This window comes from Streptomyces litchfieldiae (assembly GCF_031845365.1).
GTDB lineage: Bacteria > Actinomycetota > Actinomycetes > Streptomycetales > Streptomycetaceae > Streptomyces > Streptomyces litchfieldiae.
Genome location: NZ_JAVREL010000012.1, coordinates 44,113 through 70,521, shown reverse-complemented (window position 1 = coordinate 70,521; position 26,409 = coordinate 44,113). Strand labels below are relative to the sequence as shown.

General features: G+C 68.8%; 27 protein-coding genes. 14 read left to right on the top strand and 13 right to left on the bottom strand.

Annotated elements, in window-relative coordinates; genetic code table 11:
- Positions 1 to 46 precede the first annotated feature (46 nt).
- Entirely contained in the window at positions 47 to 295 is a 249-nt protein-coding gene (locus RM590_RS20440) for a transposase (RefSeq protein ID WP_394813912.1), read from the bottom strand.
- A gap of 233 nt (positions 296 to 528) precedes the next feature.
- Between RM590_RS20440 and RM590_RS20435 the strand changes: the two genes are divergently transcribed.
- Positions 529 to 1,053 carry a SigE family RNA polymerase sigma factor gene (locus RM590_RS20435; protein WP_311706093.1) on the top strand — a complete coding sequence of 175 codons (525 nt, stop codon included), beginning with the start codon at positions 529 to 531 and terminating at the stop codon, positions 1,051 to 1,053.
- Position 1,054: 1 nt separating this feature from the next.
- On the top strand, positions 1,055 to 2,155 hold the full coding sequence (locus tag RM590_RS20430; RefSeq protein ID WP_311706092.1) for a WD40 repeat domain-containing protein: 1,101 nt from the start codon (positions 1,055 to 1,057) through the stop codon (positions 2,153 to 2,155).
- Positions 2,156 to 2,686: 531 nt separating this feature from the next.
- Here the strand turns inward: RM590_RS20430 and RM590_RS20425 are convergent.
- The 6 genes from RM590_RS20425 to RM590_RS20400 all read right to left on the bottom strand — a co-directional run bounded on the left by RM590_RS20425 (position 2,687) and on the right by RM590_RS20400 (position 9,959).
- Positions 2,687 to 3,676, bottom strand: a complete 990-nt coding sequence (locus tag RM590_RS20425; RefSeq protein WP_311706091.1) for a tetratricopeptide repeat protein — start codon at positions 3,674 to 3,676, stop codon at positions 2,687 to 2,689.
- 23 nt (positions 3,677 to 3,699) lie between these two features.
- Positions 3,700 to 6,198, bottom strand: a complete 2,499-nt coding sequence (locus tag RM590_RS20420; RefSeq protein ID WP_311706090.1) for an Hsp70 family protein — start codon at positions 6,196 to 6,198, stop codon at positions 3,700 to 3,702.
- Between the two features lie 21 nt (positions 6,199 to 6,219).
- Positions 6,220 to 6,771 (bottom strand): hypothetical protein, encoded by a 552-nt coding sequence (locus RM590_RS20415; RefSeq protein WP_311706089.1) that lies wholly within the window; start codon positions 6,769 to 6,771, stop codon positions 6,220 to 6,222.
- A 1-nt stretch (position 6,772) separates the two neighbouring features.
- Positions 6,773 to 7,906: a hypothetical protein gene (locus RM590_RS20410; protein WP_311706088.1), complete on the bottom strand. Its 1,134-nt coding sequence runs from the start codon at positions 7,904 to 7,906 to the stop codon at positions 6,773 to 6,775.
- A gap of 203 nt (positions 7,907 to 8,109) precedes the next feature.
- On the bottom strand, positions 8,110 to 9,177 hold the full coding sequence (locus tag RM590_RS20405) for a serine/threonine-protein kinase (RefSeq protein ID WP_311706087.1): 1,068 nt from the start codon (positions 9,175 to 9,177) through the stop codon (positions 8,110 to 8,112).
- 26 nt (positions 9,178 to 9,203) lie between these two features.
- Positions 9,204 to 9,959 carry an FHA domain-containing protein gene (locus tag RM590_RS20400; RefSeq protein WP_311706086.1) on the bottom strand — a complete coding sequence of 252 codons (756 nt, stop codon included), beginning with the start codon at positions 9,957 to 9,959 and terminating at the stop codon, positions 9,204 to 9,206.
- Between the two features lie 483 nt (positions 9,960 to 10,442).
- Between RM590_RS20400 and RM590_RS20395 the strand changes: the two genes are divergently transcribed.
- On the top strand, positions 10,443 to 10,682 hold the full coding sequence (locus RM590_RS20395) for a ribbon-helix-helix protein, CopG family (RefSeq protein WP_311706085.1): 240 nt from the start codon (positions 10,443 to 10,445) through the stop codon (positions 10,680 to 10,682).
- On the top strand, positions 10,679 to 11,113 hold the full coding sequence (locus RM590_RS20390; protein ID WP_311706084.1) for a PIN domain-containing protein: 435 nt from the start codon (positions 10,679 to 10,681) through the stop codon (positions 11,111 to 11,113). Before RM590_RS20395 ends, RM590_RS20390 begins: the two co-directional genes overlap by 4 nt.
- Positions 11,114 to 11,576: 463 nt before the next feature.
- On the opposite strand, the gene RM590_RS20385 is transcribed toward RM590_RS20390, so the two are convergent.
- Together RM590_RS20385 and RM590_RS20380 are read right to left on the bottom strand one after the other, a co-directional pair.
- Entirely contained in the window at positions 11,577 to 11,987 is a 411-nt protein-coding gene (locus RM590_RS20385) for a PIN domain-containing protein (RefSeq protein WP_311706083.1), read from the bottom strand.
- Positions 11,984 to 12,205, bottom strand: a complete 222-nt coding sequence (locus RM590_RS20380) for a type II toxin-antitoxin system VapB family antitoxin (protein WP_311706082.1) — start codon at positions 12,203 to 12,205, stop codon at positions 11,984 to 11,986. The genes RM590_RS20385 and RM590_RS20380 overlap by 4 nt, the downstream gene beginning before the upstream one ends.
- 531 nt (positions 12,206 to 12,736) lie before the next feature.
- Between RM590_RS20380 and RM590_RS20370 the strand changes: the two genes are divergently transcribed.
- Genes RM590_RS20370 through RM590_RS20360 form a run of 3 tightly spaced genes read left to right on the top strand, consistent with a single transcriptional unit; the run spans position 12,737 to position 16,936 of the window.
- On the top strand, positions 12,737 to 14,983 hold the full coding sequence (locus RM590_RS20370; protein ID WP_311706081.1) for an MMPL family transporter: 2,247 nt from the start codon (positions 12,737 to 12,739) through the stop codon (positions 14,981 to 14,983).
- A gap of 7 nt (positions 14,984 to 14,990) precedes the next feature.
- Entirely contained in the window at positions 14,991 to 16,259 is a 1,269-nt protein-coding gene (locus RM590_RS20365) for a sensor histidine kinase (protein ID WP_311706080.1), read from the top strand.
- Entirely contained in the window at positions 16,256 to 16,936 is a 681-nt protein-coding gene (locus RM590_RS20360) for a response regulator transcription factor (RefSeq protein WP_311706079.1), read from the top strand. The genes RM590_RS20365 and RM590_RS20360 overlap by 4 nt, the downstream gene beginning before the upstream one ends.
- A gap of 152 nt (positions 16,937 to 17,088) precedes the next feature.
- Here RM590_RS20360 and RM590_RS20355 read toward each other — a convergent pair whose 3' ends face one another.
- From RM590_RS20355 to RM590_RS20340, 4 genes are all read right to left on the bottom strand, one after another.
- Complete coding sequence (locus RM590_RS20355; protein ID WP_311706078.1) at positions 17,089 to 17,790, bottom strand: hypothetical protein; 702 nt, start codon at positions 17,788 to 17,790, stop codon at positions 17,089 to 17,091.
- The gene (locus tag RM590_RS20350) at positions 17,774 to 18,325 is read right to left on the bottom strand and encodes a SigE family RNA polymerase sigma factor (protein ID WP_311706077.1); all 552 of its coding nucleotides are present in this window, start codon (positions 18,323 to 18,325) and stop codon (positions 17,774 to 17,776) included. Before RM590_RS20350 ends, RM590_RS20355 begins: the two co-directional genes overlap by 17 nt.
- Before the next feature lie 8 nt (positions 18,326 to 18,333).
- Positions 18,334 to 18,882, bottom strand: coding sequence for a hypothetical protein (locus RM590_RS20345; RefSeq protein WP_311706076.1), 549 nt, complete (start codon positions 18,880 to 18,882; stop codon positions 18,334 to 18,336).
- Positions 18,883 to 19,250: 368 nt separating this feature from the next.
- Positions 19,251 to 19,820, bottom strand: coding sequence for a hypothetical protein (locus RM590_RS20340; protein ID WP_311706075.1), 570 nt, complete (start codon positions 19,818 to 19,820; stop codon positions 19,251 to 19,253).
- A 496-nt stretch (positions 19,821 to 20,316) separates the two neighbouring features.
- On the opposite strand from RM590_RS20340, the gene RM590_RS20335 reads away from it, so the two are divergent.
- The 7 genes from RM590_RS20335 (at position 20,317) to RM590_RS20305 (ending at position 26,384) form a co-directional block, all read left to right on the top strand.
- Positions 20,317 to 20,877 carry a hypothetical protein gene (locus tag RM590_RS20335; protein WP_311706074.1) on the top strand — a complete coding sequence of 187 codons (561 nt, stop codon included), beginning with the start codon at positions 20,317 to 20,319 and terminating at the stop codon, positions 20,875 to 20,877.
- The gene (locus tag RM590_RS20330; RefSeq protein WP_311706073.1) at positions 20,874 to 21,065 is read left to right on the top strand and encodes a hypothetical protein; all 192 of its coding nucleotides are present in this window, start codon (positions 20,874 to 20,876) and stop codon (positions 21,063 to 21,065) included. Before RM590_RS20335 ends, RM590_RS20330 begins: the two co-directional genes overlap by 4 nt.
- A 540-nt stretch (positions 21,066 to 21,605) precedes the next feature.
- Positions 21,606 to 22,673 carry a type III polyketide synthase gene (locus RM590_RS20325; RefSeq protein ID WP_311706072.1) on the top strand — a complete coding sequence of 356 codons (1,068 nt, stop codon included), beginning with the start codon at positions 21,606 to 21,608 and terminating at the stop codon, positions 22,671 to 22,673.
- Between the two features lie 68 nt (positions 22,674 to 22,741).
- Positions 22,742 to 23,266 carry a cupin domain-containing protein gene (locus RM590_RS20320; protein ID WP_311706071.1) on the top strand — a complete coding sequence of 175 codons (525 nt, stop codon included), beginning with the start codon at positions 22,742 to 22,744 and terminating at the stop codon, positions 23,264 to 23,266.
- Between the two features lie 5 nt (positions 23,267 to 23,271).
- Positions 23,272 to 24,414 (top strand): DegT/DnrJ/EryC1/StrS family aminotransferase, encoded by a 1,143-nt coding sequence (locus RM590_RS20315; RefSeq protein ID WP_311706070.1) that lies wholly within the window; start codon positions 23,272 to 23,274, stop codon positions 24,412 to 24,414.
- Between the two features lie 10 nt (positions 24,415 to 24,424).
- Positions 24,425 to 25,423, top strand: coding sequence for a class I SAM-dependent methyltransferase (locus tag RM590_RS20310; RefSeq protein ID WP_311706069.1), 999 nt, complete (start codon positions 24,425 to 24,427; stop codon positions 25,421 to 25,423).
- 40 nt (positions 25,424 to 25,463) lie between these two features.
- Positions 25,464 to 26,384, top strand: a complete 921-nt coding sequence (locus RM590_RS20305) for an aromatic prenyltransferase (RefSeq protein WP_311706068.1) — start codon at positions 25,464 to 25,466, stop codon at positions 26,382 to 26,384.
- Positions 26,385 to 26,409: the final 25 nt, after the last annotated feature.

Here is a 26,409-nt window from a genome sequence, read left to right as displayed (position 1 = left end):
ATTCGTCAGCGGGGTTCGGTCGCTGATCGGTTCGGCGGTTCGCCCGTTATGCCCGGATCACCCGGCGGACTGCCGAGATCAGCTGGGTGACCATGCCCTGGGTGGCCACCGCGTCGTCGAACACCGTGGAGTCCTCCGAGGACCGCTGCGGCCGGCGCCGGAAGCAGGTCAGCAGCGACGGGTCGAACGCGGTGTCGTACAGGCCCAGCCCGCACGCTGCCTTCCACCGCGGATTGCACCGCGGCTTCAGCACGGTCACCACGTCCGAGGTCCCGAACAGGCTCTGCGACACCACCGTTGAGTGCGGGGTACATGTCCGCGAACGTCTCCGGCGTCAGCAGCCGCGGGGCCAGAACCAACGATTTTCAGTGATCTCCTGGGCCGCACCGTGTCCGCTCGCTGACGGCCGGGGTGGGGTCTGTTCAGGGCCGCTCGCTGGACACGCCCCGGGTGAGCGGACCTGCGTGGCTGACACAACCTCCTGACGGCCGCCGGAGTCAGGCCAGATGAAGGGGGTGGCGTACGAAAATGCACACCGAGACCGGCGGCATGAACGCATTGGCGTTTGAGGAGTATGCCGGCGTCATCTGGCCGTCGCTCTACCGCAGTGCGTATCTGCTCACCGGCAACCACGCAGATGCCGAGGACATCGCTCAGCAGACGTTGCTGAACGCGTATCGCTCCTGGTCGCGGGTCATCCGGTCGGACTCGCTGGACGCGTACTTGCGGCGCGTGCTCACCAACGCGTTCTTGTCGGCCCGCCGCCCGAAGAAGCGGCGGCTGGAGCTGTTGACCGCCACCCCGCCCGAGCCCGACGTCGCGCAGCCGCCGCACGCGCCCGAGGACCGGTTGATGCTCTGGCCGCATGTGACGTCACTGCCGCCGCGCCAGCGCGCGGTGATCGTGCTGCGCTATTACGAGGGCCTGAGCGAGCAGGAGATCGCCGACGCCCTCGGCTGCTCGCGCGGCAACGTGAAGTCCACCGCACATCACGCCCTCAAGACGTTGCGAGCCGCTCTCTGCTCGGAACGCACCGACGGGAGGGAGAACTGACATGAGTGCCGACGTCGAAGAGATCCTCAGGCGCGAGTTCCGCGAGGTGGCCTCCGGCCTGCGGGTTCCGGCACGTCCGCCAATGCCGCAGGAGTCGGTCCGCAGCCAGCGCCTCTGGCGGCCACTGCTGGTCGCCGCCGTGACCCTCATCGTCGTGGGTGCGGTCGCCGTGGTGTCGTCGTACCGGGACGACGGGAGACCGCGGCCGGCGACGTCGCCCACAGAGAGGCCCTCTGTCCGTCCCCTTACAGCTGACGCGCCGACGGTACCCTACGTGTTCGACAGCCGCTTGTACGTCGGGGGAGAGCAACTGCCTGGGTCCTGGTGGACCGTGAACCAGGCCGGTGGCGCCTGGGTCGCGCAGCGCGACGACGACACCTGGTGGTGGGGCACCGGTGCCGAGGAACGCGCCATCTCCGGCACGGTGATACTGCAGCCTCGGCTCTCTCCCGACGGCAAACTGCTGGCGGTCGGCACCACCACGCAGAACGGCGGGCAGGTGCTGCTCATCGACACGCAGTCCGGTGAGACTGTCAACACCCTGCAGATTGATGCGACCGGGCCGGACGATCCGAACGCTCTCGGGGTCGTCGCGGTCACCGAGGACACCAAGGTCTTCCTGGAGAGCGACAGCCGGCGTCTGATGTGGCTCGCGGCCGCGGGCGACGAGACTGTCGACCTCGACATCACCGCGCCCGACCAGTGGGTGCGGGCCAGCACCACCGCCGGTCTGATCGTGTTCGACGGCGCCAAGGACGGCGAGCGCGATGCGTCATACCTGGCGGAGGCCTCCGACTCGGGGACGCTGCGTCGGTTGCGGACACTGCCGGGCGAAGACGTCGAGGTCAGCCCGTCCGGCACGTGGCTTGGGTACGGAGGTGCCTGGGGCGGCGAGTCCCAGACGGTTCCCGAGATCACGGCGCAGACGGTCGACGGCAGCCGACAGCTCACACTGCGGCCACCCGACAACCGACAACTCCTCCTTATGACCTGGGAGGACGATGACCTGCTGCTCGCCGAGTTGCACACCGACGGAAGCCCGACGGGACTGGCACGATGCAGCATCCGCGAGGACGACTGCCTGGTGATCGACGTCCCATGAGCATTCCCGCTCCGGACAACGGAATCCGCCCGGTCCACACCATCAGGCGCCGGTGCCGTATCAGCCCAGGAAGGTCTGGCTCCGGCCCTTCGCGTCGGACGGATTTACAGTGGGGGCCCATAACCTTGTGGCGCTGAAGAAGACGACTGTCATGACCGCCGGGACTTCAGAGCGGTCACCCCGCTCACCGACAATCACGCCCTTCGGCTTCTGCCCGACGACCTGTAGACCCGCCTGCCCCCGTGCCAGATGCGTGCCAGAACAGCCGGGTAACCACGGTCGACGATGGACACCGTGAAGCACGCGGGCTCCCCGGGCAACGTGGCGTTCGTCGCGGTCAGAGGGCATACGCTGGCCGTTACGCACGGTGATTCCCAAGCTCAGAGCGCGAGTTCGATATCACGACACCGTCCGCATCGCGAGACGCCTTCCACACGCCCCGGCGGCCCTCACCACCGCGCTCTTCGAGGAGGTGAGTGTCGGGTGCACGGGCCGGCGGCAGGATGACGAACGGTCCTGGCCGGCATGCTGCTACGCCGGTGTAATCACCACGGTGACCGTCCGGTTCCTCTCGGCGCTCTCGTACGGCGCGTCTCGCTGATCCGCGCTCGCGGTGGTGAACTCGGTGAGGGATTTGCCGCTGGCCGCGCTGAGCTCACGGGCAGCGATGAGCGCGCGCCACAAGGAGACGACGGAACCGCCGCTGGACGGGGCGCCGGGGACAGTGGCGGCATGGCCGAAGATCTCGACGCGCACTTGGCGCCCGGCCAGGCGCTCGCCGAGAACGGCGAGCCGATCGGCGCCGGTCGTGGTCAGCTCAGCGCCCTCGGAGAAGAGCCCCTCCGTGAAGGCGACTTCCACGGAGTCTTGGCGGACCACGGGGTGCAGGCCCGGGGCCTGAAGCGCGCGGGCCAGCGCGTCGGCCGCCGCCGCCCGGCGAGCCTCTTCGCGGGCCCGCTGCTGTGCGAGCTCCGTCTCGCGTTCTGCTTCGAGGCGCTGAGCGATCTGCTCCGCCTGCTCGGCCGGCAAGGCACTGTGCCGTGTGGGCGGTCCGCCGTCGGTGCCGTCAATGAGCGCGGCCGCTCCCGCCGCGAGGGCGGTCACCGCGCACACTGCGGCAGCCAGTGCCGTATGCGTGCGGTGCCGGGCGAACGCCGCCCGCGGGCCGCCGCGGCGGAGGCGCTCGATGCGCGCCAGCCCGGCCAGGGCCGCCGGATCCTGAGGGTGCCGCTCCTGGACGCGCCGCCAAGCCGCCGCCGCCTCGGTCAGTTCGCCCCGCTGAGCGTGCACGCGGGCAAGCAGGTCGAGCACGTCCCGATGTCCGCCGACGGCGGGATCATCGGCGGACCGCAAGAGCCGTAGGGCTTCGTCCAGGTCGCCGGAACGGGCCGCCGCTCGGCTGCGGGACAGCACAAGCGCGGGGTGGAGCGGTGTCCCGGTCGGGACCGTTCCGTCGGCCTCCGTGCTGGCGGAGAGGTTCGCTCCGGGCCGGGCACCGAAGGAGACGCGGGTTGTGGTCACTTTCAGCTCCTTTGTCCCAGGGGTTACTTAACCCCGCCGGTCTTCCGCTCGACCTCGTCCACGACCCCCGGCGGCAGCAGTCGACGCAGTCGCTCGTTGACACTGGCGAGGGTCCGGAGATCCCCCGCGGCGACGGCCCGCCGCCCCTGGAGGATCGCTGCGTCCGCCTGGGCACGCGAGACCATCTCGTCGCGCATCTCGGCCAGCGCGTTGAAGACCAGGTACTCCCACTGGTCGGTGCGGCGCAGCAGCTCGACCTGAAATTCCCTGGCCCGCTTGATGAGCCGCCGAAGGTCCGCCGGAGTGGCATCCTCACCGAGCGCACTTGCGCGTCCACGCAGGTTCTGGAGCTCCCGTCGGTCGGACGGGCCCCCGCCGGCCTGCTCAATGATGTCCTCGCAGACGCTCAGCAGATCCCACAGCTCGCGCTGAAGTCCGGGAACCTCGATGCCCTCCTCGATGTCGTCGAGCTGGGCCTCGATGTCGCGGATCCGGCGGTCACTGGTGACGGCCGCGCCGGTGTCGACAGCCGCGGCGTCCACCTCCTTGCGCAGTTGGGGAAGGGTGTTCTGGTCCGCGAGGTCCTCCAGTTGAGTCCTGGCCCCTTCCGCGTACGCGTCCTCGGCCTGGTCTTGGAGGCCACGCAACCGCTGCTCCAAGTCGTGCAGGCGGTCCACAAGCTCGTCGTGTTCGGGCGGCAGCAGTTCGGAGCGGTTGATCGTCGCCTCGAACTGCTGCTGCACCAACGGGATGTCGGCGGTGACGAGGACCTCCCGGTTACTCGCATGGATCTCGAAGGTCACCTCGACCTCACTCTCCGCGGGCAGGTCGATGCGAACGTCCCGCGGGCGGATCTCCAGCAGACCGACCCGGGTGTTGCGGTCGGCGCGTCGGCGCTCGCCCTCCAACAGGGGGATGCGGATGACAGCGTCCGGCTCGGACCGCCGCAGCGGGATGGTCGTCCGGTACGTCTTCGTCACAATGGCCGGCAGCGCCGTGCCCTTGCGGAGCAATGGGTCGAACGTGCCGTCGGCCTTGCCGATGCCGAGGGTGCCGGTGAGCACCGCGTCGCCGGGGACGACCGTGGCGTGGGTGATGGACAAAGTGTCCCCGGCCAGCTTCTGCCGGGTGCCGGAGGCGTCGGTGAGCTCCACGGTGAAGCGGGACTTGGTTTGCTCGTCGATGGCCACCTCCGTGTAGAAGGCGCCGTCCTGGCTGAGTTCGGTGCGCGGGCCGCGGAAGGGCGGGTGCCCGTCCGGGTTGCTCAGGGTGACGGCATACTGCGTCCAGTCCACCGTGCTGCCGCTGCTCAGCCTGCCGGAGACCGGAATCCCGGTGGTGTCAACGGACTGCGCCGGGTAGGTGAGTTCCACCGTGAACTCGCCGGGCGCCGCCTTCCGCGGCTTCCGCGGCAGCCGGACGGTACGGGCGAAGACCGCGGCGCCGCGTGCCACCACGGTGGTGGGGTCCTGGCTGTGGTCGACGGGGATGCCGGGGCCGTCCACCGGGTCGGCCAGTAGTTCGCGCAACCCCGGGCTGAGCGTGGCCCCGCCGACCAGGAGCAGCCGGTCGATGTGGTCGGGGCGGAGTGAGCTCTCGGCGAGCGCATCGCGGCACAGCTTGACCGCGCGGGTGTAGAAAGGCAGCGCGAGGTCGTCGAGGGCGCCCCGCGTAAGGGTGTACTCGAAGGGCTCGGTGCCGCCGTCACCGTCCTCGATATCGACGGAGATCTCGATCGAAGCCGTCCGGGACAGCGCGATCTTGGCGTTCTCCGCCTCCAGCTTGAGTTTGGCGAAGCTCTTGCGCCACCGCCGGTCGCTTCGGGCGAAGTCGGGCAGTCCCAGGTCGCGGCGGACTGCGGGGACCAGCAGGTCGTCTACGAGGGCCCAGTCGATGAGCTTCCCACCGAGGTACGGGTCGCCCGCGTGCTGGATCAGTTGCAGTTCGCCGTCGCGCTTGCTCATCACGGCCGCGTCGAAGGTCCCGCCGCCGAGGTCGAACACCATCCAGTAGGCGGAGTCCGAGGCGTCCTGAACGCCATACGCGATCGCCGCGGCCGTGGGCTCCTGCACCAGCGGGCAGTGGTCGCCGAGGCCAGCCAGGGCCGCGGCGGCTGACGTGGCGTTGTTCTGGTTGAGGGCGAAGGAGGCGGGGACGGTGATCACCGCCGCCTCCGGCTGGTACCCGTACTCGACGGCGGCGTCCTGGCGCAGCGACTTGAGCACCTCGGCGGACAACTGCTCGGGGGTGAGCGACACACCGGTGCGCTGGAAGCTGCGGTGGGCGCCCGCCGCGCCCATCTCCAGTTTGAACTCGGCGTAGGCGTTGTCCGGATCGCTCTCCGTGCGCTCTCGGGCCCGCCTGCCGACGTGGATCACGCCTTCCTTGGGAATCCAGACGGCGGACGGCGTGTAGTCCCAGCCGTCGTTGTTCTTGATGATGTGTACGCCGTCGTCCTCCGCCACCGCGATGGCGCTGTTGGTGGTGCCGAGGTCGATGCCGAAGTCGATGGTTTCACGCACTGCCCTGACCTCCTTGGTCGTTCATGTGCCGGGGATCTGCTCGGGTGCGGGCCTGCCCACGATGACCTGGCCCATCTGAATGCGTTCGCCGCGGAAGTAGACGGAGGGCCGTACGGTCTCCAAGACCACCTCGCCGGTCAGTTCCGGCATGTCCTGGAACATCAGGACCTCAAGGGACAGGCCGGAGTCGAACGGTGCGCCGTCGTGCTCCTGGATCTCCAGTCCGTCGTCGGCGAGTGCCTGACGGCTTGCATGGACCTGACGGCGTACCTGCCGCAGGTCTGCCGCCGAGAGCGCGCCGATGTCCTGGTCCAGCTTGCGCAGGGCGCGCCAGATGCCGGTGGCGGCGCCCACCAGCGCGTCGGAGCCGGGGCTGTCCGAGGTGTCGGCCCGGCCGGCGAGGGCCTCGGCGGCCTCGACCCGGGCGGCCTCGGCCTCGGCGAGGACGTCCGCGACCCAGTCGGCCTGGGCGGGGGCGAGAAAGGGGCGCGGAACGCGAAACTCCGGTGGATGCCGCAACTGAGCGAGAGCATCGCGTACATGGCGCACTCGGCGGCGAGCCCGGGAAGTCATCTCATGCTCCTTCATGCCCGCTCAATTCCAGGAGGTGGCTGATATAGCCGATGACCACGAACGCGCCGAAACCCGCGATGATCGCGGGCGCTGGTCCCACGACGGCTGCCAGGACGAGCACTGCGGCGATCCCCAGCAGGAACAGCACACAGCCGATGGTGTCGCGGCGTCGGTTGGTGCTGACCTCCGGCACCGGCCGCCCCCTGACGCGGCCGGGGCTACCGAACTGCTCGCGAATGGCGGCCCAGTTCCGAAAGATGTGGCCCTCGTCCCGCTTCGGGGCGAAGTCGTGCGCCTTCTCCACGAGGCCGAGCATCGTGTCCCGCTGCTCTGCGGTCGGCCTGATGTTCAAGTGATAGTGCTGGAGCGCGACCGCCAGGTTGTTCAGCGTGACGGCGACCGCGTGCGCAATCTGCTCGTGGCGCCATTCCGGGAGGAACGCCCGTAAGACATCGAGCTGTTCGAATTCAGGGACGACCCGCTGCCGCAGAATCTCCGCGGCGTCCGCATACCGCCGCGCTTCCTGCATGCCCTCCGCCGCCAACAAGCCGTCCCTGATCTTCTCTGTTCTTTCCTCCAGGGTCTCCTCGAAGAGCTCGGAGATGTGCGTCGAGAAGACGGCGATCCGCGCCCACTCCTCGGACACATCGGCCAGCCGTTCGCCGAAGGCCGGCTCCATGGCCAGTTCCAGGAGCGGGGACACGAGCAGCTTGGGCAATCCGGCCAGGAAGTCGTCAGTCGTGTGCTCGCCGAGCCTCGGATCGTTGAGTGCTCTCATGCGGTGGGTGACGTGCTCGCGGAACTCCGCCCGCGCCAGCAGCGTTCCCCAGCCGCTCGCCGCGCCGCGCCACAGCGCGCCGAGTTCTTTCGCGGGGACCGTCAGACGTCCGGCCTCCACCTCCAGAGCCTTGGCATGCAGACGCACCACCTCATCGTGGTCGTCGTGCACGGACCGGGGGCAGCCGCAGCCAAGGTCCGCCTCCCCCCACCGCCATAAGAGCTCGTCCACCAGCCGCCGCCGCGGGTCCTGAAACTCCTCGAACGCCGCGCGAACCTCCTCCTTGCGGTACCGCCCTACCAGGGGCGATTCCGCGTCTCCCGGCCACGTCTCCTCGATCGCCAGCCGGGCCTCCAACTGCTGCCTGTGCCGCCGTACCACACGGCCCTGAGCATCGGCGGGCAGCCCGGTGACGGCGAAGACGTTCCTGCGGTACAGCCGTACCCCGGCCAGGTCCGCGAAACGGGACAGGTCCCCGGTGCCGCGTCCGACAGCGTCCGACTCACGCGCCCCGCCACCCACTGTCTCCTCGTACATCCTTCCCCCCTGCGTCGCGCCGTTCACATGACCACTCCCCTGCGCCACGTCATGAGCCTTGCCATGTGCCGCTGCCGGAATCGGGGATGGCGGCTGATGACCTCTTCCAGCTGATTCGCCGCGTCCTCCAGCCGCCCGGGCACTCGGGAAAGAGCCACGGCTGCCCGGACCAACTCCTCGACGGACTTCTCCGCCACGGGGGAGCCGTGCCGCGGTGGCCCCATCTGAGTCACGTCCCCCGCGCCGGACCGCGGTCGCAGGTCCGAGGCGCGCTCCGCGACCGTGCGCGCCGTGGCGGGCCTGTCACCCGGATCAATCCGCAACATGTCCGTGACCAGCCGGTCCAGTTCAGGACCGACGTCGTCATTGAACGCGCTCGGCGGCAGCAGCGGGCGGTTGAACCTCTCAAGGGAGAAGGACTGCACCGGATCGCCGCCGTTGTACGGGAAACGATTGGTGAGCAGGAAGTACGCGATCGTGCCCAGGGCCCACACGTCCCCGGCGCACGAATAGCCCCGGCCACAGCGCAGCACCTCGGGTGGCATATAGGCGACAGTGCCCTGGGCACTGGCCGCCATCGTCGCCGGGTCGGTCTCCTTGGCCAAGCCGAAATCGCTCACCTTCACCCGCAGCCCGGACTCGTCGTAGGTGATGAGCAGATTGGCCAGGGACAAATCCCGGTGCACGATGGGGTGCTGCCGCTCGTGGGCGACGGCCAGCCCCTCGGCGGCCTGCCGCAGCACCGCCGTCACCTCACCGACCGGCACCACGCCCGAGTGCGAGGCGACCAGCCGCTCCAGGCTGCCGCCCGCCACATACTCCATGGTGATGTAGCCGCGCATGCCCTCGGATGTCTGCACAGTGCCGGCGTCAAACACGCGGATGATGTTGGGGTGCCCGAGGGTGGAGAGCATGCGGGCCTCGTCGAGCATCTTGGAGGTCGCCCCCAGCGAGGCCACGTGTTTGAAAAGCTTCAGCGCCTGCCAACCGAGGATGTGGTGCCGGACCCGGTACACCTCGGCGAACGCGCCCTCACCCAGTCCGCGGTCCACCACGAGTCCCGCGTGGACCCGCTGCCCGCGAGTCAGCAAGGTACCTTCCGCACCGGTCGGCCCCCTCATTTCCGCACCTGCCCCCAGTACCCGGGTGGGGCTGCCAGGTATAAGTACAGTCGGTACCCGATGGTGGGGACGGTCTCCAGAATCCGGGGGTTTGCCGGGTCGGGCTCAATGCACCGGCGCACCGCGCGCACGACGCCCGCCAGGTCCGTCCGGTCATAGCTGCGGCCCGGAAGCCACTCTTCACGGGTCCTCCAGAGCGCCGTGATCAGTTCGTCGTGGTCGCAGGCCACCGCCTCGGCACCCGACAGCCCGCTGCTGCGCGACACCATGTGGCGCAGCAACTGGTGTCCCTTGGGCCGCAGTCCCTCGACGAGGGTCTCCTTGTCGCCCTCGACCCGGTACACCCGGCTGCCCACGGGGTCGTAACGGATGCTCGGGCGGGACGCCCCCGACCCGGACGCCTCGGGGCGACGGGGTGCGGGCCGGGTCGCATGCGCGTCAACGTAGGTCAGCCGCCAGTAGAGCAACTGCTCGTCGTCCACCATGTCCCCAAGAACCAGCAGAGTGTCGCCGTGCTTCAGCAACTCCCGGCCGCGCAACGGCCGCATCTCGCTGCCTGGGATGTCCCGTAGCAGCAATGTGCCGTTCCTCGCCTGGTCGGTAACCCACCACTGACCGTGCTCCAGGTCCAGGATGCAGTGGAGTCGGCTGATCCAACCCTGCGGATCGGGGGCGAGCACGATGTCCGGTTCGTGGTTCGGAGCGGCGCGGCCGACGGTGTACTGGTCACCGTCCAGGACGTAGACGCGCACCCTTCCAGCAGGAGAGGTCACCTTCAGTTGCGCCGATCGCACTGAACACTCACCTCCGCGCTCTCGTTCCGCTCCGTCTCGTTCGCCTCACCAAGTCTGCTGACGGCGCCCGCAGGTGGCCATGGAAGGGAAGTGGAATCCGGATGGAATCGAACAGCACGTCACCGGACGGCACATCGCAAGCGGGCACCTACCGATCGCACGAGGCAGGGAATGACTCGGGCGACAGCGCAGTACCGCGGGACACCCAAGCACACACACCGCCGCGTCAGCACCCAATTCGCCTGAAGATAGGGGTGGGTTGACGGGTGAATCGGCCAGAAGCACCCTACTGCGGCAGCCCGGGGACCCCTCCCGGAAGGGAGCGGACGCCGTGAATCGGAATCACCGTCCTTGAATTCCGCCTCCCCCTGGCCGTGGAGTACCTGGCCCCGGCTGCTGGCCGGACACCGCCGCCGGTTATGGCTGAGGCACCATAACCATGTGGCCTTGAAGAAGACGACCGTCATGGTCGACGAGGAGGACCTCGCACTGATCAAGGAGGCCGCGGCCCGGGAGGGTCGGCCGGAGTCGGAGTACTTCCGGGAGGCGTTCCACCTGGTGGCCCTGCGCACCCGGCGATGGGACGAGGAGTGGGACATCCCCAGCCTGGACTTCGGAAGACCGGTCACGGCCGAGAAGATCGACCGCGCGGTATCGGACGGCGTGGCGGACGCCGAGTGATCGTCATCGGCGACACCTCCGGGCTTGTCGCCGCCCTCAATTCCTCGGATCCCGAGTACGAAGCCGCCCGCACCGCCATGCGCCAGGCGGCGCTCACCGTGGTGTCACCGCTGGTCGTCCTGGAGATCGAGCACATCACCACCCGCAACGTCGACCGCAGAGCGACACACGCGGTGAACGACTGGCTGCCGGCCCAGGAACGCACCGGGCGTGTGGCCATCCCCGAGTTGACCACCGACACGCTCCGCAAGGCCCGCATGGTCCAGAACCGCTACGCGGCCCTGCGACTGGACCTGACGGACGCGGTGAACGTCATCCTGGCCGAGGCGTTCGACACCGAGATCATCCTGACCCTCGCCAGCCAGGACTTCAGAGCCGTCGCCCCGCTCACCGGCAACCACGCCTTCCGCCTTCTGCCCGACGACCTGTAGAGCCACCCGACCCCGTGCCAGAACAACCGGAGAACCACGGTCAACAACGGACACCGCGAAGCGCGCGGGGTCCCCGGCCAGGCGGTGGCCGAGCAGCCGGTGATTCCCAAGCTCAGAGCGCGAGTTCGATTCTCGTCGCCCGCTCCAACAGTAAAGGCCCAGGTCCCACTACCTGACCATCGAACAGGGGCGACGACATTCCAGCACGACGTCCAAGCCAACACGCACAAGCTGCGAGAAAAGTCTCCACACGCACCTCCGACAAGCACATCGGAGAAGTGGGACTCGGTGTCCATCCGAGCTGACGGTTCCGTGATGGCCATCCGTCTCCGGAACGAATGACGCGGGGCAGACCGCGTCCGGCGCCGAACCACATCGACGTTCCCTGCTCCATCCCGTCCGGCCCCGGTTCTTTTCCCGCATGTCCCCCGGACGCCGCCTGGGCCGTTGCCCTACCGGAGCGTCAGACCGTTTCGAAGATGCTGTGCTCGTCGAAATCCGACGCATGCCGCGCGACAACGCGGTAGTCGGCATCGTCGTGCAGCACGACCAGGCCGTGGTACGCCGCGGTCGCGGCGATCATCAGGTCCACGGGCGAGGCGCTTCGATGCTCTCCGGCCTGGGCCATGCGATGTTGCACCGCCGCCACCCAACGCCCCGTGTTCTTCGGTACCGACACATCGGGGTAGAGGTCCGTGAACATCTCCGTGATTTCGCTGTACTCGCGCATGTCCCGGGCGCTGTACAGGAACTCCGTGCGCTGCGGGTAGCACGATGCGATGGCACCGGCGTCGATTGCGTCGTGCCACGCCGACTGCAACTTCGGTTCGCGCAGCAACCGGATGAGCCCCGAGGTGTCGAGCAAGTACATCATCGGCTGCGCTTTTCCTCCTCGTGCAGCGTCTCGGCGTCCTCGACAGCGCCCCACTCGTGTGCCCGCTCGAAGTGCCGGGTGATGCGAGCCGCACGTTCCTGCTGCTCGGTGTAGAAGCGGAGAGCGAGATTGACCGCCTCCTTCTTCGTTCTCACCTTGGAGAGCGCCATGGCTCGCCGCAGGGCGTCATCATCGATGTCGATCTGCGTCACGGTCACTGCCGCACCTCCCGGAGTGTTGGTGATGTACATTGCATTGTACGCCATCCACATCCCTACCGGGTGCCGCCGAGCACGGCCGTGTCAGATGTGCGCCAGAACGGGCCGGGAACCGCGGCCGATGACAGACACGGCGAAACCCGAGGCAGGCCCGGAAGGTGTCTGGCGTGGCGCACCACTCGGGTCGCTGTCCGAGCCTGACCACCGGTCGCCGTGGCCGGCCGCTGTGACCTTGCGGGCCGCCCGAACGCGGGCGTCGAGGCCCTGCGCCTCGGCCTCACCGACGCGGTGAACATCGTCCTTGCCGAGGCTTGCGACACCGAGATCATCCTGACCCTCGACCGCCGCTCCTTCCGCCCCGGCCCGGCACGGCCTGGTGCGTACGCACCAGGCCGCGTGCGTGGCTGGTCCGGGAGCACCAGGCGAAGACGGCAGCGGGGGACGATGCCCCGCGGGGCGCCGGAAGGGAGTGTGGGAGGCGCGTGAATCTCACGCGTTTCCCTGCCTAGCGGTGTCTGGAGTGATCGGCGAATGGCGATATTTCTTTACCGGATCGGACGGTGGTCCTTCCGGCGGCGGCGGCTCGTGCTTCGTCTGTGGCTGGGTGGCCTGCTGCTGGCCGTCGTCGCCGCCGCCGTGGCGCCGGCCGGGGAGGAAGAGGACCTCTCCATGCCCGGCACCGAGTCGCAGCAGGCGTTCGACCTGCTGGACCAGCGCTTCCCCGAGAGCAACTCCCAGGGTGCCGAGGCCCGTTTGGTGTTCCGGGCTCCCGACGGGCAGCAGGTGACGGCCCGGGAGAACAGGGCGGCCGTCGAGAGCGCGCTCCGCTCGCTGGACGGGGGCGATCAGGTCGCGTCGGCCACCGACCCCTATGAGACCGGCGCGGTCAGCGAGGACGGCACCATCGCCTACTCCACGATCACCTACACCGCGGACACCGCCGACCTGACCGAGTCGACGAAGAACGCCCTCGAGGACGCCGCCGACCAGGCCCGGGACACGGGGCTGACCGTGGAGATCGGCGGCTCGGCCCTGGACGCGGAAGAGGAACCGGGCGGTACGACGGAGATCATCGGTGTGGCGGTGGCCGCCGTCGTGCTGGTTGTCGCTCTCGGGTCGCTGGTCGCGGCCGGATTGTCCCTGCTGACCGCCTTCGTGGGCGTGGCCATCGCCTTCGGCCTGGTCTCCGCGCTGGCCGTTCCGCTGGGCCTGACGTCCACCGTCGCCATCCTGGCGCTGATGCTGGGGCTCGCGGTCGGCATCGACTACGCGCTCTTCATCACCTCCCGCTTCCGCGACGAGCGCGCCCGGGGCAGCGACCCGGAGGAGGCCGCCGGCCGGGCGGTGGGCACAGCCGGTTCCGCCGTCGTCTTCGCCGGCGCGACCGTGTTCATCGCCCTGGCCGGTCTCGGGGTCGTCGGAATCCCCGAACTCACCAGGATGGGTCTCGGCGGCGCGGGCGCCGTGGCCCTTGCCGTACTCGTCGCGCTGACCCTGGTCCCCGCGCTGTTCGGCTACTTCGGCCGGCGGGTACTGTCCCGCCGCGTCCGCAAGGCCACCCGGCAGGGAGGCGAACGTCCGCACGCGGTGCCCACCGCGGCCGGCCGGCCCGGCCTCGGCACCCGCTGGGCGCGGTTCGTGCTGCGCCGGCCGGTGGCCGTGCTGCTGACCGCCGGGCTCGGCCTCGGCGCCGTCGCCCTCCCGGCGCTGAGCCTCGAACTCGGGTTGCCCGGAGACGAGTCCAAGTCGGTGGAGACCACCCAGCGTCGTGCCTACGACCTGCTGTCGGAAGGCTTCGGGCCCGGCTTCAACGGCCCCTTGACCGTGGTCGTGGACACATCGGAGTCCGGTGACACCCGTGCCACCACGGACCTGGTTGTCACAACCGTGCGGGAACTGGACGGGGTCGCGTCCGTCGGCGATCCCGTTCTCAGCCGGGCCGAGGACACGGCCGTCCTCACCGCCGTCCCGGAGACCGCACCGAACAGCAGCGAGACCAAGGACCTGGTGCACGCGATCCGGGACGCGGTCTCCGGTGTCGAGACCGACACGGGCGCCGACGTCCTGGTGACCGGCACCACCGCGATGAACATCGACATTTCCGAAGCCATGTCCGACGCCCTCATCCCCTACCTGACCGTGGTCATCGGCCTGGCGGTACTCCTGCTGACGGTGGTCTTCCGCTCGGTCCTGGTCCCGGTCAAGGCCGCGCTCGGCTTCCTCCTGTCGGTGGGTGCCGCCTTCGGCGTCCTCGTCGCCGTCTTCCAGTGGGGCTGGGCGGCAGACCTGCTCGGCGTCGAGCAGACCGGACCGGTCATGTCGCTGATGCCGATTCTCATCATCGGGATCGTCTTCGGCCTCGCCATGGATTACGAGGTCTTCCTCCTCACCCGGATGCGAGAGACATACGTGCACGGCGCGTCCCCGGACGAGGCCATCGTCAACGGTTTCCGGCACAGCGGACGCGTGGTGGCCGCGGCGGCGATCATCATGGTCAGCGTGTTCGCCGGATTCATCGGGATGAACAGCCCGACCATCCAGACGATGGGCGTCGGCCTGGCCGCCGCCGTCGCCTTCGACGCCTTCGTGGTCCGGATGGCGATCGTGCCCGCGGTCCTGGCGCTGCTCGGCCACCGGGCCTGGTGGCTGCCCCGTATCCTGAAGCGTGTGCTGCCGAATGTGGACATCGAGGGTGAATCACTGAGCAGACACGCCCCGCCCTCCGCGAGCACGCCGGACACGGCGGTGGTTCCGCGGCTCCCGGTCCGCCCGCGCTGAGCCGGCCATGACGAACACGGGTGGCGGTGGCCGGCGACCACGCGGCACGTGGCGGCGAGAGGGAGCGATCACGGCGACGGCGTTCGTGCTCTGTCTGCTCGGCGGCGTGGTGCAGGTCGACGACACGCTGTCACCGCCGCCCGCCGCCGCCTACCTCGTCGCCGTGCTGTCCTGTGCCGTGCTGCCGGTGCGGCACCGGGCGCCCCTGACCGCCCTGGCGGCCACGACCGCGGCCGGCTTGCTGGTGCCGCCCCTGGGCCTTCTGCTGAGCCCGCCCATCATGGCCCCCGCCGTGATCACCGCCTACTCCTACGCGCTGAACGCGCGCACCGAACGGCGCGCGGCGACCATGGTGTCGCTCGCCTCCGCGGCGCTGCTGCTCGCCACCACCCCCTGGTTCGAGAACCTCTCGTGGCAGGACGCGAGCAGGATGGGCTCGGTGGCGGCGTTCCCGCTGGTGGCCGGTGTACTCGGGCGCTCGGCGCACAACCGGCGGGCCTACCTGGCAGCCGTGGAGGAGCGGGCCCGGCGGGCCGAGGAGAGCAGGGACAGCGAGGCGCGCCGGAGAGTGGCCGAGGAACGGGTGCGCATCGCACGGGAACTTCATGACCTGGTGGCCCATCAGATCACCCTGGCCAACGCTCAGGCCACGGTCGCCGCCCACCTCTTCGACGTCCGCCCGGAGCAGACCCGCAAGAGCCTGAAGGAACTCGTCGAGACCACCAGCAACGCCCTCGACGACCTGCGGGCCACGGTCGGTCTGCTGCGTCAGTCCGGGGACGCGCCCGCGCCCGCCGATCCGGCGCCCGGACTGTCCCGGCTTCCCACGCTCCTCGACTCCTTCCGCCGCGCGGGTCTTGAGGTGTCGGTGCACCAGGAGGGCACGGCCAGGCCGCTGCCGCCGGGAGTGGACCTCACCGCCTACCGCATCGTCCAGGAGGCCCTGACCAACGTGACCAAGCACGCCCGTACCGGCAGCGCCCGGGTGCGCGTCGTCTGGGACCGCGATCGCGTGACCATCACCGTCGCCGACGACGGAGAGGGCGCCGCTCGTACGGCACAGACCGCGTCCACGGGACCGACCGCGTCCACGGCACCGGACCGTCCGCCCGGTTTCGGCCTGATCGGGATGCGTGAACGTGCCACGGCGGTCGGGGGACACCTCGCCGCGGGCAGGCGCCCCGAGGGCGGTTTCCTCGTCTCCACCCGGCTACCCCTCCCGCCCGCCAGGGACACGAGGCGAAGGACCGACGGAGAGGCCGGGGATGCGCCGTGACGCTCCGGGTGCTGCTCGCCGACGACCAGGCCCTGCTGCGCGGCGCCTTCCGGATGCTTCTCGACAGTGCCGACGACATCACCGTGGTTGGCGAGGCCACCGACGGCGGGGAGGCGGTGAGACTCACCAAGGAGCTGCGCCCGGACGTGGTGATCATGGACATCCGCATGCCCGAGGTGGACGGTCTCACCGCCACGTCCCAGATCTGCGCGGACCCGGAGCTGCGTGCCAGCCGCATCCTGATCCTCACCACGTACGAGACCGACGAGTACGTCGCGCAGGCGCTGCGCGCGGGGGCCAGCGGCTTCATCGGCAAGGGCATCGGGGCCGAGGAGCTGCTGGACGCCGTGCGCACGATCGCCGCCGGCGACACTCTGCTGTCCCGCGCCGCGACCCGCTCCCTGGTCGCCCGTTTCCTGGCCACACCGGACGACGCCCCGTCGCACCGCCCCGAACAACTCGCCGTGCTCACCCCGCGCGAACGCGAGATGGTGGCCCTGGTCGCGACCGGCCTGTCCAACCAGGAGATCGCCGAGCGGATGTTCCTCAGCCCCTTCACCGTCCGCGCCCACGTGCAGCGCGCCATGACGAAGCTGGAGGCCCGCGACCGGGCGCAACTCGTCGTCATCGCCTACCAGACGGGCCTGGTCCACGGCGGCACCGACCGACTGTCGTAGCCCGGTACCGGGTCTCCCTTCGGCGGCTCCGAGCGGCCGGCTGTATGAGGTCCCCGGGGCTGTGAGGTCACGGCACCGGGGCGAACTCCGGCAGCGTCAGGCCGAGTGGGCCGGTCGTGCTGTCCGAACCGATTCGGGCACCGGCCATGGGCTTATCCGGGGTCGGTCACGGGGATCTCGGCGATCGCCTCGCCGTTCGCGCCGTAGGCGATGACCTGGAAATCGAGAGCGAAGTCCGGGTGATGGCTGACGTCGAGATAGAAGACGCCCCAGCCCGACTCCCCCGCCAGCGTGACCACGGTGGCCGGATAGGTGACGTCCTGGCCCTCGGGCGCGACCACGATCCGCGACGGCGTCTCGTCCAGCCGCCAGGCGCCCTCGACCAGCACGACCGCGCCGGTGTCCTCCCGGTAGCCGGCACTGATGCTGTCGGGGTCGATGTTGCTGCCAGGGAGGTGCTTGTTGGCCTCGATGTCCTCGTCGAAGTACTCCGGGAGGGAGATCACGTAGTTCTGGTCGCCCTCGGGCAGCAGCCCCAGCACAAGGCCGTCGTTGATCACGTGGCGCTCGTAGGGCCGTACCTCCACCGGCGCGCCGCTGTCGTCGCCGTTCGGGAGCGCCACCTCGTGCGTGGCCGCGGGTGGTGCCGCGTCGTCGGGGGCGGCGGGGCCCGCTTCGGCCGAACCCAGCCATGCCAGGCCCGCCGCCAGCACGCCCGCCGTTCCCGCGCCCGCCGCCGCCATCCGGCGGCGGAACCGGAGCGCGCGGCCCCGGCGGATCATCTCCTCCACCGGCGCCGGCCCGGCCGTCGTTGTCGCCGCTGCCCGGCGCAGTTCCTCAACGAGCTCCCGCACGGATCCTCACCTCCTGTCCTGCCTCCGGCGCGCGCAGGTCCCGGACCGCCGGGTCGGCGCGCAGTTTCTCCAGGCCGCGCGCCGACCGGCTGCGCACCGTTCCCACCCGGATGCCGAGCAGCGCGGCGACCTCGGTCTCGGTCCGGTCCTCGACGTAACGCAGCACGACGGCGGCGCGCTGCCGCGGCGGGAGCCGTTGCAGCGCGGCCATCAGCACGTCCCGGGCAAGGACGTGGTCGACCCGGTCCCGGACGGTCTGCTCCGGGAACCGGGAGGTCAGCCACTCGGGCACCCGCAGCCCACGAATCCGGTCGCGATTGACGTTGATCATGATCCGCCACACGTAGGCGTCCGGATCGGTCGCCTGCGTCACACGCTCCCAACGCGCGTAGGCCCTGACCAGCGCCAACTGGACCAGATCCTCCGCGTCGTGGTGATGGCCGGTCAACAGGTACGCGGTCCGCAGCAGCCGGGGCCACCGGCTGACCGCGAAGGTCCTGAAGTCGGCGTCGTGGGCTTCGGGTGCACGAGTCATGGGAATCGTCAGCGGCCGAGGGAGACCTCGAACTCGCTGAACACCTCGCCGTCCCTGTCGGTCGCGGTGATGGTGTATGTGTCGACGCCGTCGATCTCCTCCCATTGGGCGGGATCGAAGTAGAAGGTGCCCCAGCCGTCCTCGTTCTTCAGCGCCACCGGCTGTGCGGCGTAGCCCCACTCCTCACCTTCCGGGGTGACCGCGATGAACGGCACGCCCTCGTCCAGCCGCCAGACGCCCTCGATCAGGGTGATCTCGCCGTCCTCGCCGTAGACACCGGCACCGACGCTGTTGGGGCGTATGTCGCTGCCGGGGTAGTGCTTGGCGGCCTGGATGTCCTCATCGAAGTACTCCGGGGAGGAGACCACGTAGTTCTGGTCGCCCTCGGGCAGCAGCCCCATCACGAAGTCGTCATTGATCACCACACGCTCGTAGGGCCGGACCTCGATCAGGTCCATCCCGCCGGCCTGGGCTCCCTGCGGGAGGAGCACCACCATCGCGGCGGCGGCAGCGGCGCCGCCGAACAGGGCGCGCCTGAGCGTCAATTGTCCGGTCATGAACCCTCCAAGGGGTCTGTCGTTGGTCGGTCATGACTCAGACGTCGGCCGTCGGCCGAATCTATCCACCGCCCCGGTCGGCGCATGGGGGCCGGTGGTACCGGGAGATGGGTGGCTCGGATGCGGGGCCACCCCCGGCGAGTCAACGGGGCCGGCGCCGTCAGGGGACGGTACAGACGACGGCCCGCAGGGTCTGTTCCGTGGTGCCGATGTTCTTGCCGAGGACAGTCCAGCCGGTGCCGGCCGGGTAGCAGTCGGTCTGTGGCTGGTCGCCGCCGCTCTCCCTTTCCTCCTCCCGCTCAGGGTCAAGGACAACAGCAGGCGAACGTCCCGGTGCTGCGCGCCGTCAAGCGGTACTTCCAGACCCTTTAGGCGAGAGGAAGCTCGGCGATTTCCGCGACGGCCACCACCGTCCAGAACACCGGCTCCGGTGCGTTCTCGGGTGGTTGCTCCTCCATCCAGTCGCGGATTCTGGTCGCGTTCTCATGGGTGTCGAGAAGTCCCACGGCGTTCGGTCGAATCCCCAGTTGTTCCTCGACTTCCCTTTCATAGCTGTGGCAGAGCCAGGAGTGAAACTCCGACATCGCCCATCCCACGCCCACCACCTCGAATCCGAGGAGGCGGCAGTCGGCGGGCATGGGCGCTCCCGAGGGCAGCAGCTTCAGGGGGTTGGCGACGTCGGACCCGGGTTCGTCGGGGGCGGCGAAGGTGTCCGTCATTTCGTCCAGCAATTCCCGTGCGTCGTCCGGAAGCATGCCGACTGCCAGCAGGCGGGGCCGCGCGTCGAGTCCGGTGCGGGTGGTGGACCGATCCGCCGGGTTCAGGCATCGGCTGACCGTGATGAAGTGGGCCGGCACCAATTGTGAATTCTGGTAAATCTCGCGCGGGGCGGGGAGGGCCAGGACGTACCCCGCGAGAACGGCTTGGGCGTCGGTCATGGGGAGAGTCTGCGGCCACACTGCTGCCCGCGCGTCAGCCGGGTGTCATTCACTGTCACTTCACCTGTGGCAACATGGCCCGCGCGGTCGGCTCATCACGACTGTCCGCCAACGACCGTAAATCGGCGGTCTATTCACATGAAAGCTCCGCATATCACCAACCGGAGCGGCGAGATCACGTCACGCAGACGTAGTCGCGCGACACTCACAGTGACGGATGCCTGAACCCCCTTGACGAGTGCTATCAGTCTCGAAGATCGTGGACCAGCCTTCCACGCGCGGCGAGTTAACGGCCGTTGTACGGTCCAAATCGCATGCCAGCGTCCCGCACATTCTCCCGCGTGCCAGGGGGCGTACAGCACGAGTCCCCGGTTGACCAGCCGGGGACATTCACGCTGGAGGGGGAACGTTGGCAGGACGCGAGCTGTGTCAAGCCGCCTCATGTCGAAGTGCGGGAGAGGAGCCCGGCAGAGCCGGCCCCGGATCGTTTTTATGCGTGGCGTGTCGCGACCGGCTGATCAATGACCTGCTGAATTTGCCCGCCCTGTACGGCGATTGCAACAGGGCCGCGGGCCCCGATGTGGTGCGCGTGATACGGAAGACCCCCCGGAAGAGTGCCACCGCCGACTCGATAAATCCTGCCGCCGCCGAAATACGGTCCGCTATTCGTACGGTTCTGGCATCCTGGGCCGGTCTCGTCGCCGACGAGCGCCGGTTGGAGCCCCCGGACCGGGACATCTCCGCGCTCGCCAGATTCCTGAGCCGGCATGTCGATTGGCTGATCCGCCACCCCGCCGCGGGTGATGCGGCGGAGGAAATCCGGAACCTCACGCGAACCGCGCGCAACGTCGCGTATCCCCACAACGTCCGACGCGTGCCCATTGGTTACTGTCCCGACGGCGACTGCGACGGCGAGCTGGTCGCCCTCATACGCCCCCGCGGCGATCTTCTTCCCTCCGAAATCGTGTGCACCGTTTCCCCCGGTCATTCCTGGCCGGCCACGTGGTGGACAAGGCTCGCCCGCCAGATACAGAGAAGCCAAGGAGAGAGTGCTTGAATCGCGAAACCGCGATGGCCGGCCTGACAGCCGATGACATTGCCTCCGTCTGGCGCATTCCCAAAGGCACTATCTACCGTTATGCCCATCAGTACCAATGGCGCCGTTACACCGAGACCGGCCGCGCTTACTACCACCCCGCCGATGTCACGGCCACCCTTGACCAGTTAATCAAGGAAGAACGCTAGTCACCACCCAGGTGTCCGCCGGCGTCCGGCTCCGCCCGGCCGCCCGGCGCCGGCCGTCGCCCGGCCAACCCTCAGCGTCTGCCCTGGAGTTGGCCCTGGGTGACCTTGACACCGAGGTGACGAAGAATATATACATATAATCACACCCCGGAGTCCGCCTTCATGGCGCCGGCTCATTCTCAGGTCCCTTCGCCGTGCGCTTGGCGCCCGGACGGCATTCGCCTGGTTTCCGGCGAATGCGGAGACCGCATGCCGCGCTCCGAACCACATCGGACCTGTCCCGCTGCTCCTCTTCACCGTCGGCAACGCCGAGCAGCGGCAGCTCATCACGTCAAATCCACCCAAGCCGGACAGGATTCTCCCGTCCGGCCGCCGGTGCCTCCATCGGACGCCACGTCGCACCACGCCCACAGCCAGCGGGACGCGACGGACCGGCGTTCCCCGAGCCCGAGCCCGACCCCCGCTCGGCAGTGTCGGGAGACTGCGAGAGAGATTTTCCGCACCAAAGGCAGATGACTCTACAGAAAGTGGATTCTAGACATGCCAAGGCTATGCAAGCCGTCGGTGAGTGTGCCGGAATATGTCATCACCATGGAAGAGACTCTGGAATTCGCCGAGAAGGCCCATTCCGGTAAGCCGCAGCTTCCTTTAGCGCTTCGTTTGATCCAGAACACCGGTGTGCGGAAGCGGCACATCGTGCAGCCCATCGAGGAAACGCTTCGCCACCCGGGCTTCGAGGAACGCAACCGCATCTATGAGATGGAATCCAAGAAGCGGTGCCCCGAGGTCATCGATCAAGCCCTGGCCAACGCCGGCGTCGCGGCCCAGGACATTGACGCGATCATCTATGTGTCGTGCACCGGGTTTCTGATGCCCTCGCTGACCGCATGGCTGATCAACACCATGGGATTCCGATCCGACACCCGGCAGATACCCATCGCGCAACTGGGCTGCGCGGCCGGTGGCGCGGCGATCAACCGGGCTCACGATTTCTGCACGGCCTACCCCGAGAGCAACGTTCTGATCGTCTCCTGCGAACTGTGCTCCCTGTGTTACCAGCCGGAGGACGACGGCGTCGGATCGCTGTTGTCCGACGGGTTGTTCGGTGACGCCGTCGCGGCGGCCGTCGTGCGGGGCAGCGGTGGCACCGGCATAGAGCTGGAACGCAACTCCTCGTATCTCATTCCGAACACCGAGGACTGGATTTCCTACGCCGTGCGGGACACGGGCTTCCACTTCCAACTGGATCGCCGGGTGCCCGGAACGATGGAGCCGCTCGCCCCGGTGATGCGTGACCTCGCCGGTGAGCACGGCTGGGACGTCAGAAACCTGGGCTTCTACATCGTGCACGCCGGCGGTCCGCGGATTCTCGACGATCTCGGCAAGTTCCTCGATGTCGACCGCAAGGTGTTCCGCCATAGCTGGGCCACTCTCACCGAATACGGCAACATCGCCAGCGCGGTCGTACTCGACGCGCTGCGCAGGCTGTTCGAGGAGGACCCGCCGATGGCGGGTGCCACCGGCGTGATCGCGGGATTCGGCCCCGGCATCACCGCGGAAATGGCGCTCGGCAGATGGGCCGTTGACGCGCCCACGCACAGAGATTGACTCCGACGGGGCGCGTCACCGCCCCACCTTCAGCGGGATTTCGCACAGACGACAAGGAAACGAAGGGCATGAGCGGCCTTATTGTCCCAGCCGGCCAGGGTCGAAAGCTGATCACCAAGGCGCAGGAAGTCACCTTCAAGGTCACCGCGGCGGACGGCGCCGCCACATCGTGCTTCGAGGTGGTGGTGCCGCCCGGCTTCGACGTCGGAGCGCACACTCATCACCGCTCGCAGGAGCTCTTCTACATATTGGAAGGAGAGCTGGACCTCCTGGCGTTCGAGCCGGTCAAACGCACCGAGGACAGTTGGCACGACTGGGAGTCCGCCGAGGGGGATCGCGTCGTCCGCGCGGGCGCGGGGAGTTGCATGTTCGTTCCGCCCGGCTGTCCGCACGCGTTCCGTAATTCCACCGACAAGCCGGCGCGCATGCTTTTTCAGAGTTACCCGTCGCCCGATCACGAGCGTTACTTCGAGGAGATCGTGGAGATCTTCTCGGCCGGCCAGTCGGTGGATCCCGAGGCCGTGCAGGAGCTGCGCGACCGTTATGACGTCAGCCAGATCACGCCGCTTCGCTACGAACCGAGCGGAAGGTGACCTCGATGGACATGATTCCCCAGGTTCACGCAAGTCTGGGCGAGCAGGAACTGGCAGCAGTGGCCGAGGTGTTCGCGTCGGGCTGGCCGGCCGGTCAGGGCCCGCGGGGCAAGGCGCTGGAGGCGGAGCTGGCTCAGCGTTACGGCGTCGGTGGCGCGGTCGCGGTGAGCAACTGCGGCGCCGCGCTCCACCTGGCGCTGCTGGCGCTGGGCGTGCGGCCGGGCGACGAAGTGATCGTCGCCGACTACACGTTCCCGGCCCCCGCCCACGCGGTGCGTTACGTCGACGCGGTCCCCGTCTTCGCCGACGTGCGCGCCGACACCGGCACCGTGGACCCCCAGGCGGTGGCGGATCTGATCGGCCCGCGAACGGTGGGCGTGATCGCGGTGGACACAGTCGGTCTCCCCGCGGACTACGCGGAGCTGAAGTCGATCGCGGACCGCCATGGACTGTTCGTCGTCGAGGACGCCGCCTGCGCAGTGGGCGCGACGTACCAGGGGCGCGAGGCGGGTGCGCTGGCGCCGGTGGCCTGCCTGTCCTTCCACGGACGCAAGGGAGCCACCAGCGGCGAGGGCGGGGCGTTGCTCACCGAGGACCCGGCGCTCGCGGCGGATGCGCGCATCCGGTCGTCGTTCGGTATCGGAAGCATCTTCGATCAGGCACAAGTAGTCGGCCTGCCGATCCCGGTGTTTACCGAAATAGGCTTCAACTACAAGCTGTCGGACATCGCCGCCGCGATCCTCCAGGTGCAGATAGGCCGGATCGACGAGCTGCTGGGCCGTCGGCGCGCCGTCGCGGCGCGCTACGCCGAACTGCTCGCCGACGAGGAACTGATCACGCTGCCGCACGTGCCACAGGACCGGACCCACGCCTGGCAGTCGTACATGGTGACGCTGGATCCGGGCGTGGACAGGGCGGCGGTCGCCGCCGACCTGCGCGCCCAGGGCGTCGGCTGCGGGCACGGCACGTGGGCGTCCCACCTGCAGCCCGTCTATGAGACGAAGCAGACGTGCCCGGTCTCGGCGGATCTCTTCGAGCGCAATCTCGCCATCCCGATGCACGCCGAGCTCAGCATGAACCAGGTCGAACGGGTCGCCGAGGTCCTGCGTTCCGCGCTCAAGACCCACGCGCGCCCGCACGGCGCCTAGGAAGGGCAGCATGAACAACAACCAACCGACGCCCGGCCGGATTATGCAGCTCATCAACGGCTACTGGGCCACCGGCATCCTCGGCGCGGCGGCGAGCCACTCGCTGTTCACCCACCTCGACGCGGGCGCGGAGACCGCCGGGCAACTGGCCGCCCGGGCCGGGATATCCGAGCGGGGCGCGCAGACGCTGCTCGACGGGCTCGTCAGTCTCGGGCTGGTCAAGCTGGACGACGGCACGTACCGCAACACCGAGGAGGCGGCCACGTTCCTGGTCGAGGGCCGGCCCACCTGTCTGAGCACCTTCGCCACGCTCAAGCTGGCCCAGATGGGCGACTTGGCGGCCCTGCCCGAGGTGGTCCGCGCCGGGGGGCCGGTGGCCGACGCGACGGTGGAGGTGGCCGACAACCCTCACTGGGCGCAGGTGGTCCCGGCCATCGCCGGGCAGTCCGTTCCCGTGGCGACGGTCGCGGCCGAGCTGCTGGGGCTGGCGGACGCCGGGGAGATCTCGATCCTGGACGTGGGCGGTGGCTCGGGCATCTACTCGGCCATCTGGCTCGGGCTCAACCCGGCCGCCCGCTCCACCCAGCTCGACTGGGCGCCGATCAACGCGATCGCCCGCCGGATGGTGGCCGAGCGAGGCGTGGGGGACCGTTTCACCTGCGTCGACGGTGACTTCCACACCACCGGCTTCGGCACCGCCGCCCACGACGTCGCCGTGTACTCCCACATCGCCCACCAGGAGGGGCCGGAGGACAACGTGGCGCTGTTCAGCAAGCTCCGGGGCGCCCTCAAGCCCGGCGGCACCCTGGTCGTCTGCGACTTCATCGTCGACGACGACCGCGGCGGCCCGCCGTTCCCGCTGATCTTCGCCGCCGAGATGCTGCTCAAGAGCAAGCAGGGCGGGACCTGGCGGCGGGCCGACTACCAGGACTGGCTCGCCAAGGCCGGCTTCGAGGACATCTCGTTCCACCCGACACCGTCGCCGGCCACCCTGGTCTTCGCCCGGTAGCGAGCTCGCCGACGCACTCAGACTGACACTTGGAGGATGAATGCCCGAGACCGCTGACTTGGCAGGTTATTACTCGGCCATCGAGGAAGCGGCGCGGCTACTGGATGTGCCCTGTTCACGTGACAAGGTCTGGCCCATTCTGACCGCGTACCAGGATGGTCTTGCTCAGTCCGTGATCGCTTTCCGGGCGGCGACCGGCGCGCGTCGCGCGGGAGAGCTCGACTGCCGCTTCACGATGCTGCCCAGGGAGATGGACCCGCTCGCCGTGGCCATCTCGAACGGCCTCCACCCGGAGACGGATCATCCCGTCGGCTCCCTGCTCTCGGATATCCACGAACGGTTCCCCGTCGACTGTTACGGCATTGACTTCGGCGTCGTCGGCGGCTTCAAGAAGACCTGGTCGTTCTTCCCCCCGGACAACATGCAGCATCTGGGGGAGCTCGCCGGTATCCCGTCCATGCCGCGCAGCCTGGCCGAGAACGTCGGCTTCTTCGCCCGCCACGGGCTGGAGGACAAGGGGAGCCTGATCGGGATCGACCACCGAAGCCGGACGCTGAACGTGTACTTCGGTGAGCCGCCGGCCGAGTGCTTCGAGCGGAAGGCCATCCTCTCGATGCTCGACGAGCTCGAACTGCCGGAGCCGAGCGAGCAGATGCTCAAGCTGGGCGAGCTGGCGTTCGGTATCTACGTCACCCTGGGGTGGGACTCCCTGAACGTCGAGCGGATCACTTTTGCCGTGATGACCCCGGATCCGCTGGCGCTTCCTGTTCATATCGAACCCACAATCGAGCAGTTCATCAAGAACGCTCCCTACGCGCCCAGTGCGGCCGACCGCAGGTTCGTCTACGCCGTCACGTCCGGGCCCGACGGGGAATACAACAAGCTCCAGTCCTACTATCAATGGCAGCCGCATATCCTGAACCTCATGCTGCTGTCCGACTCCGTCGAAGAACCCGCGTAATGTTTCGCCCAGGTCCTGTCCGGTC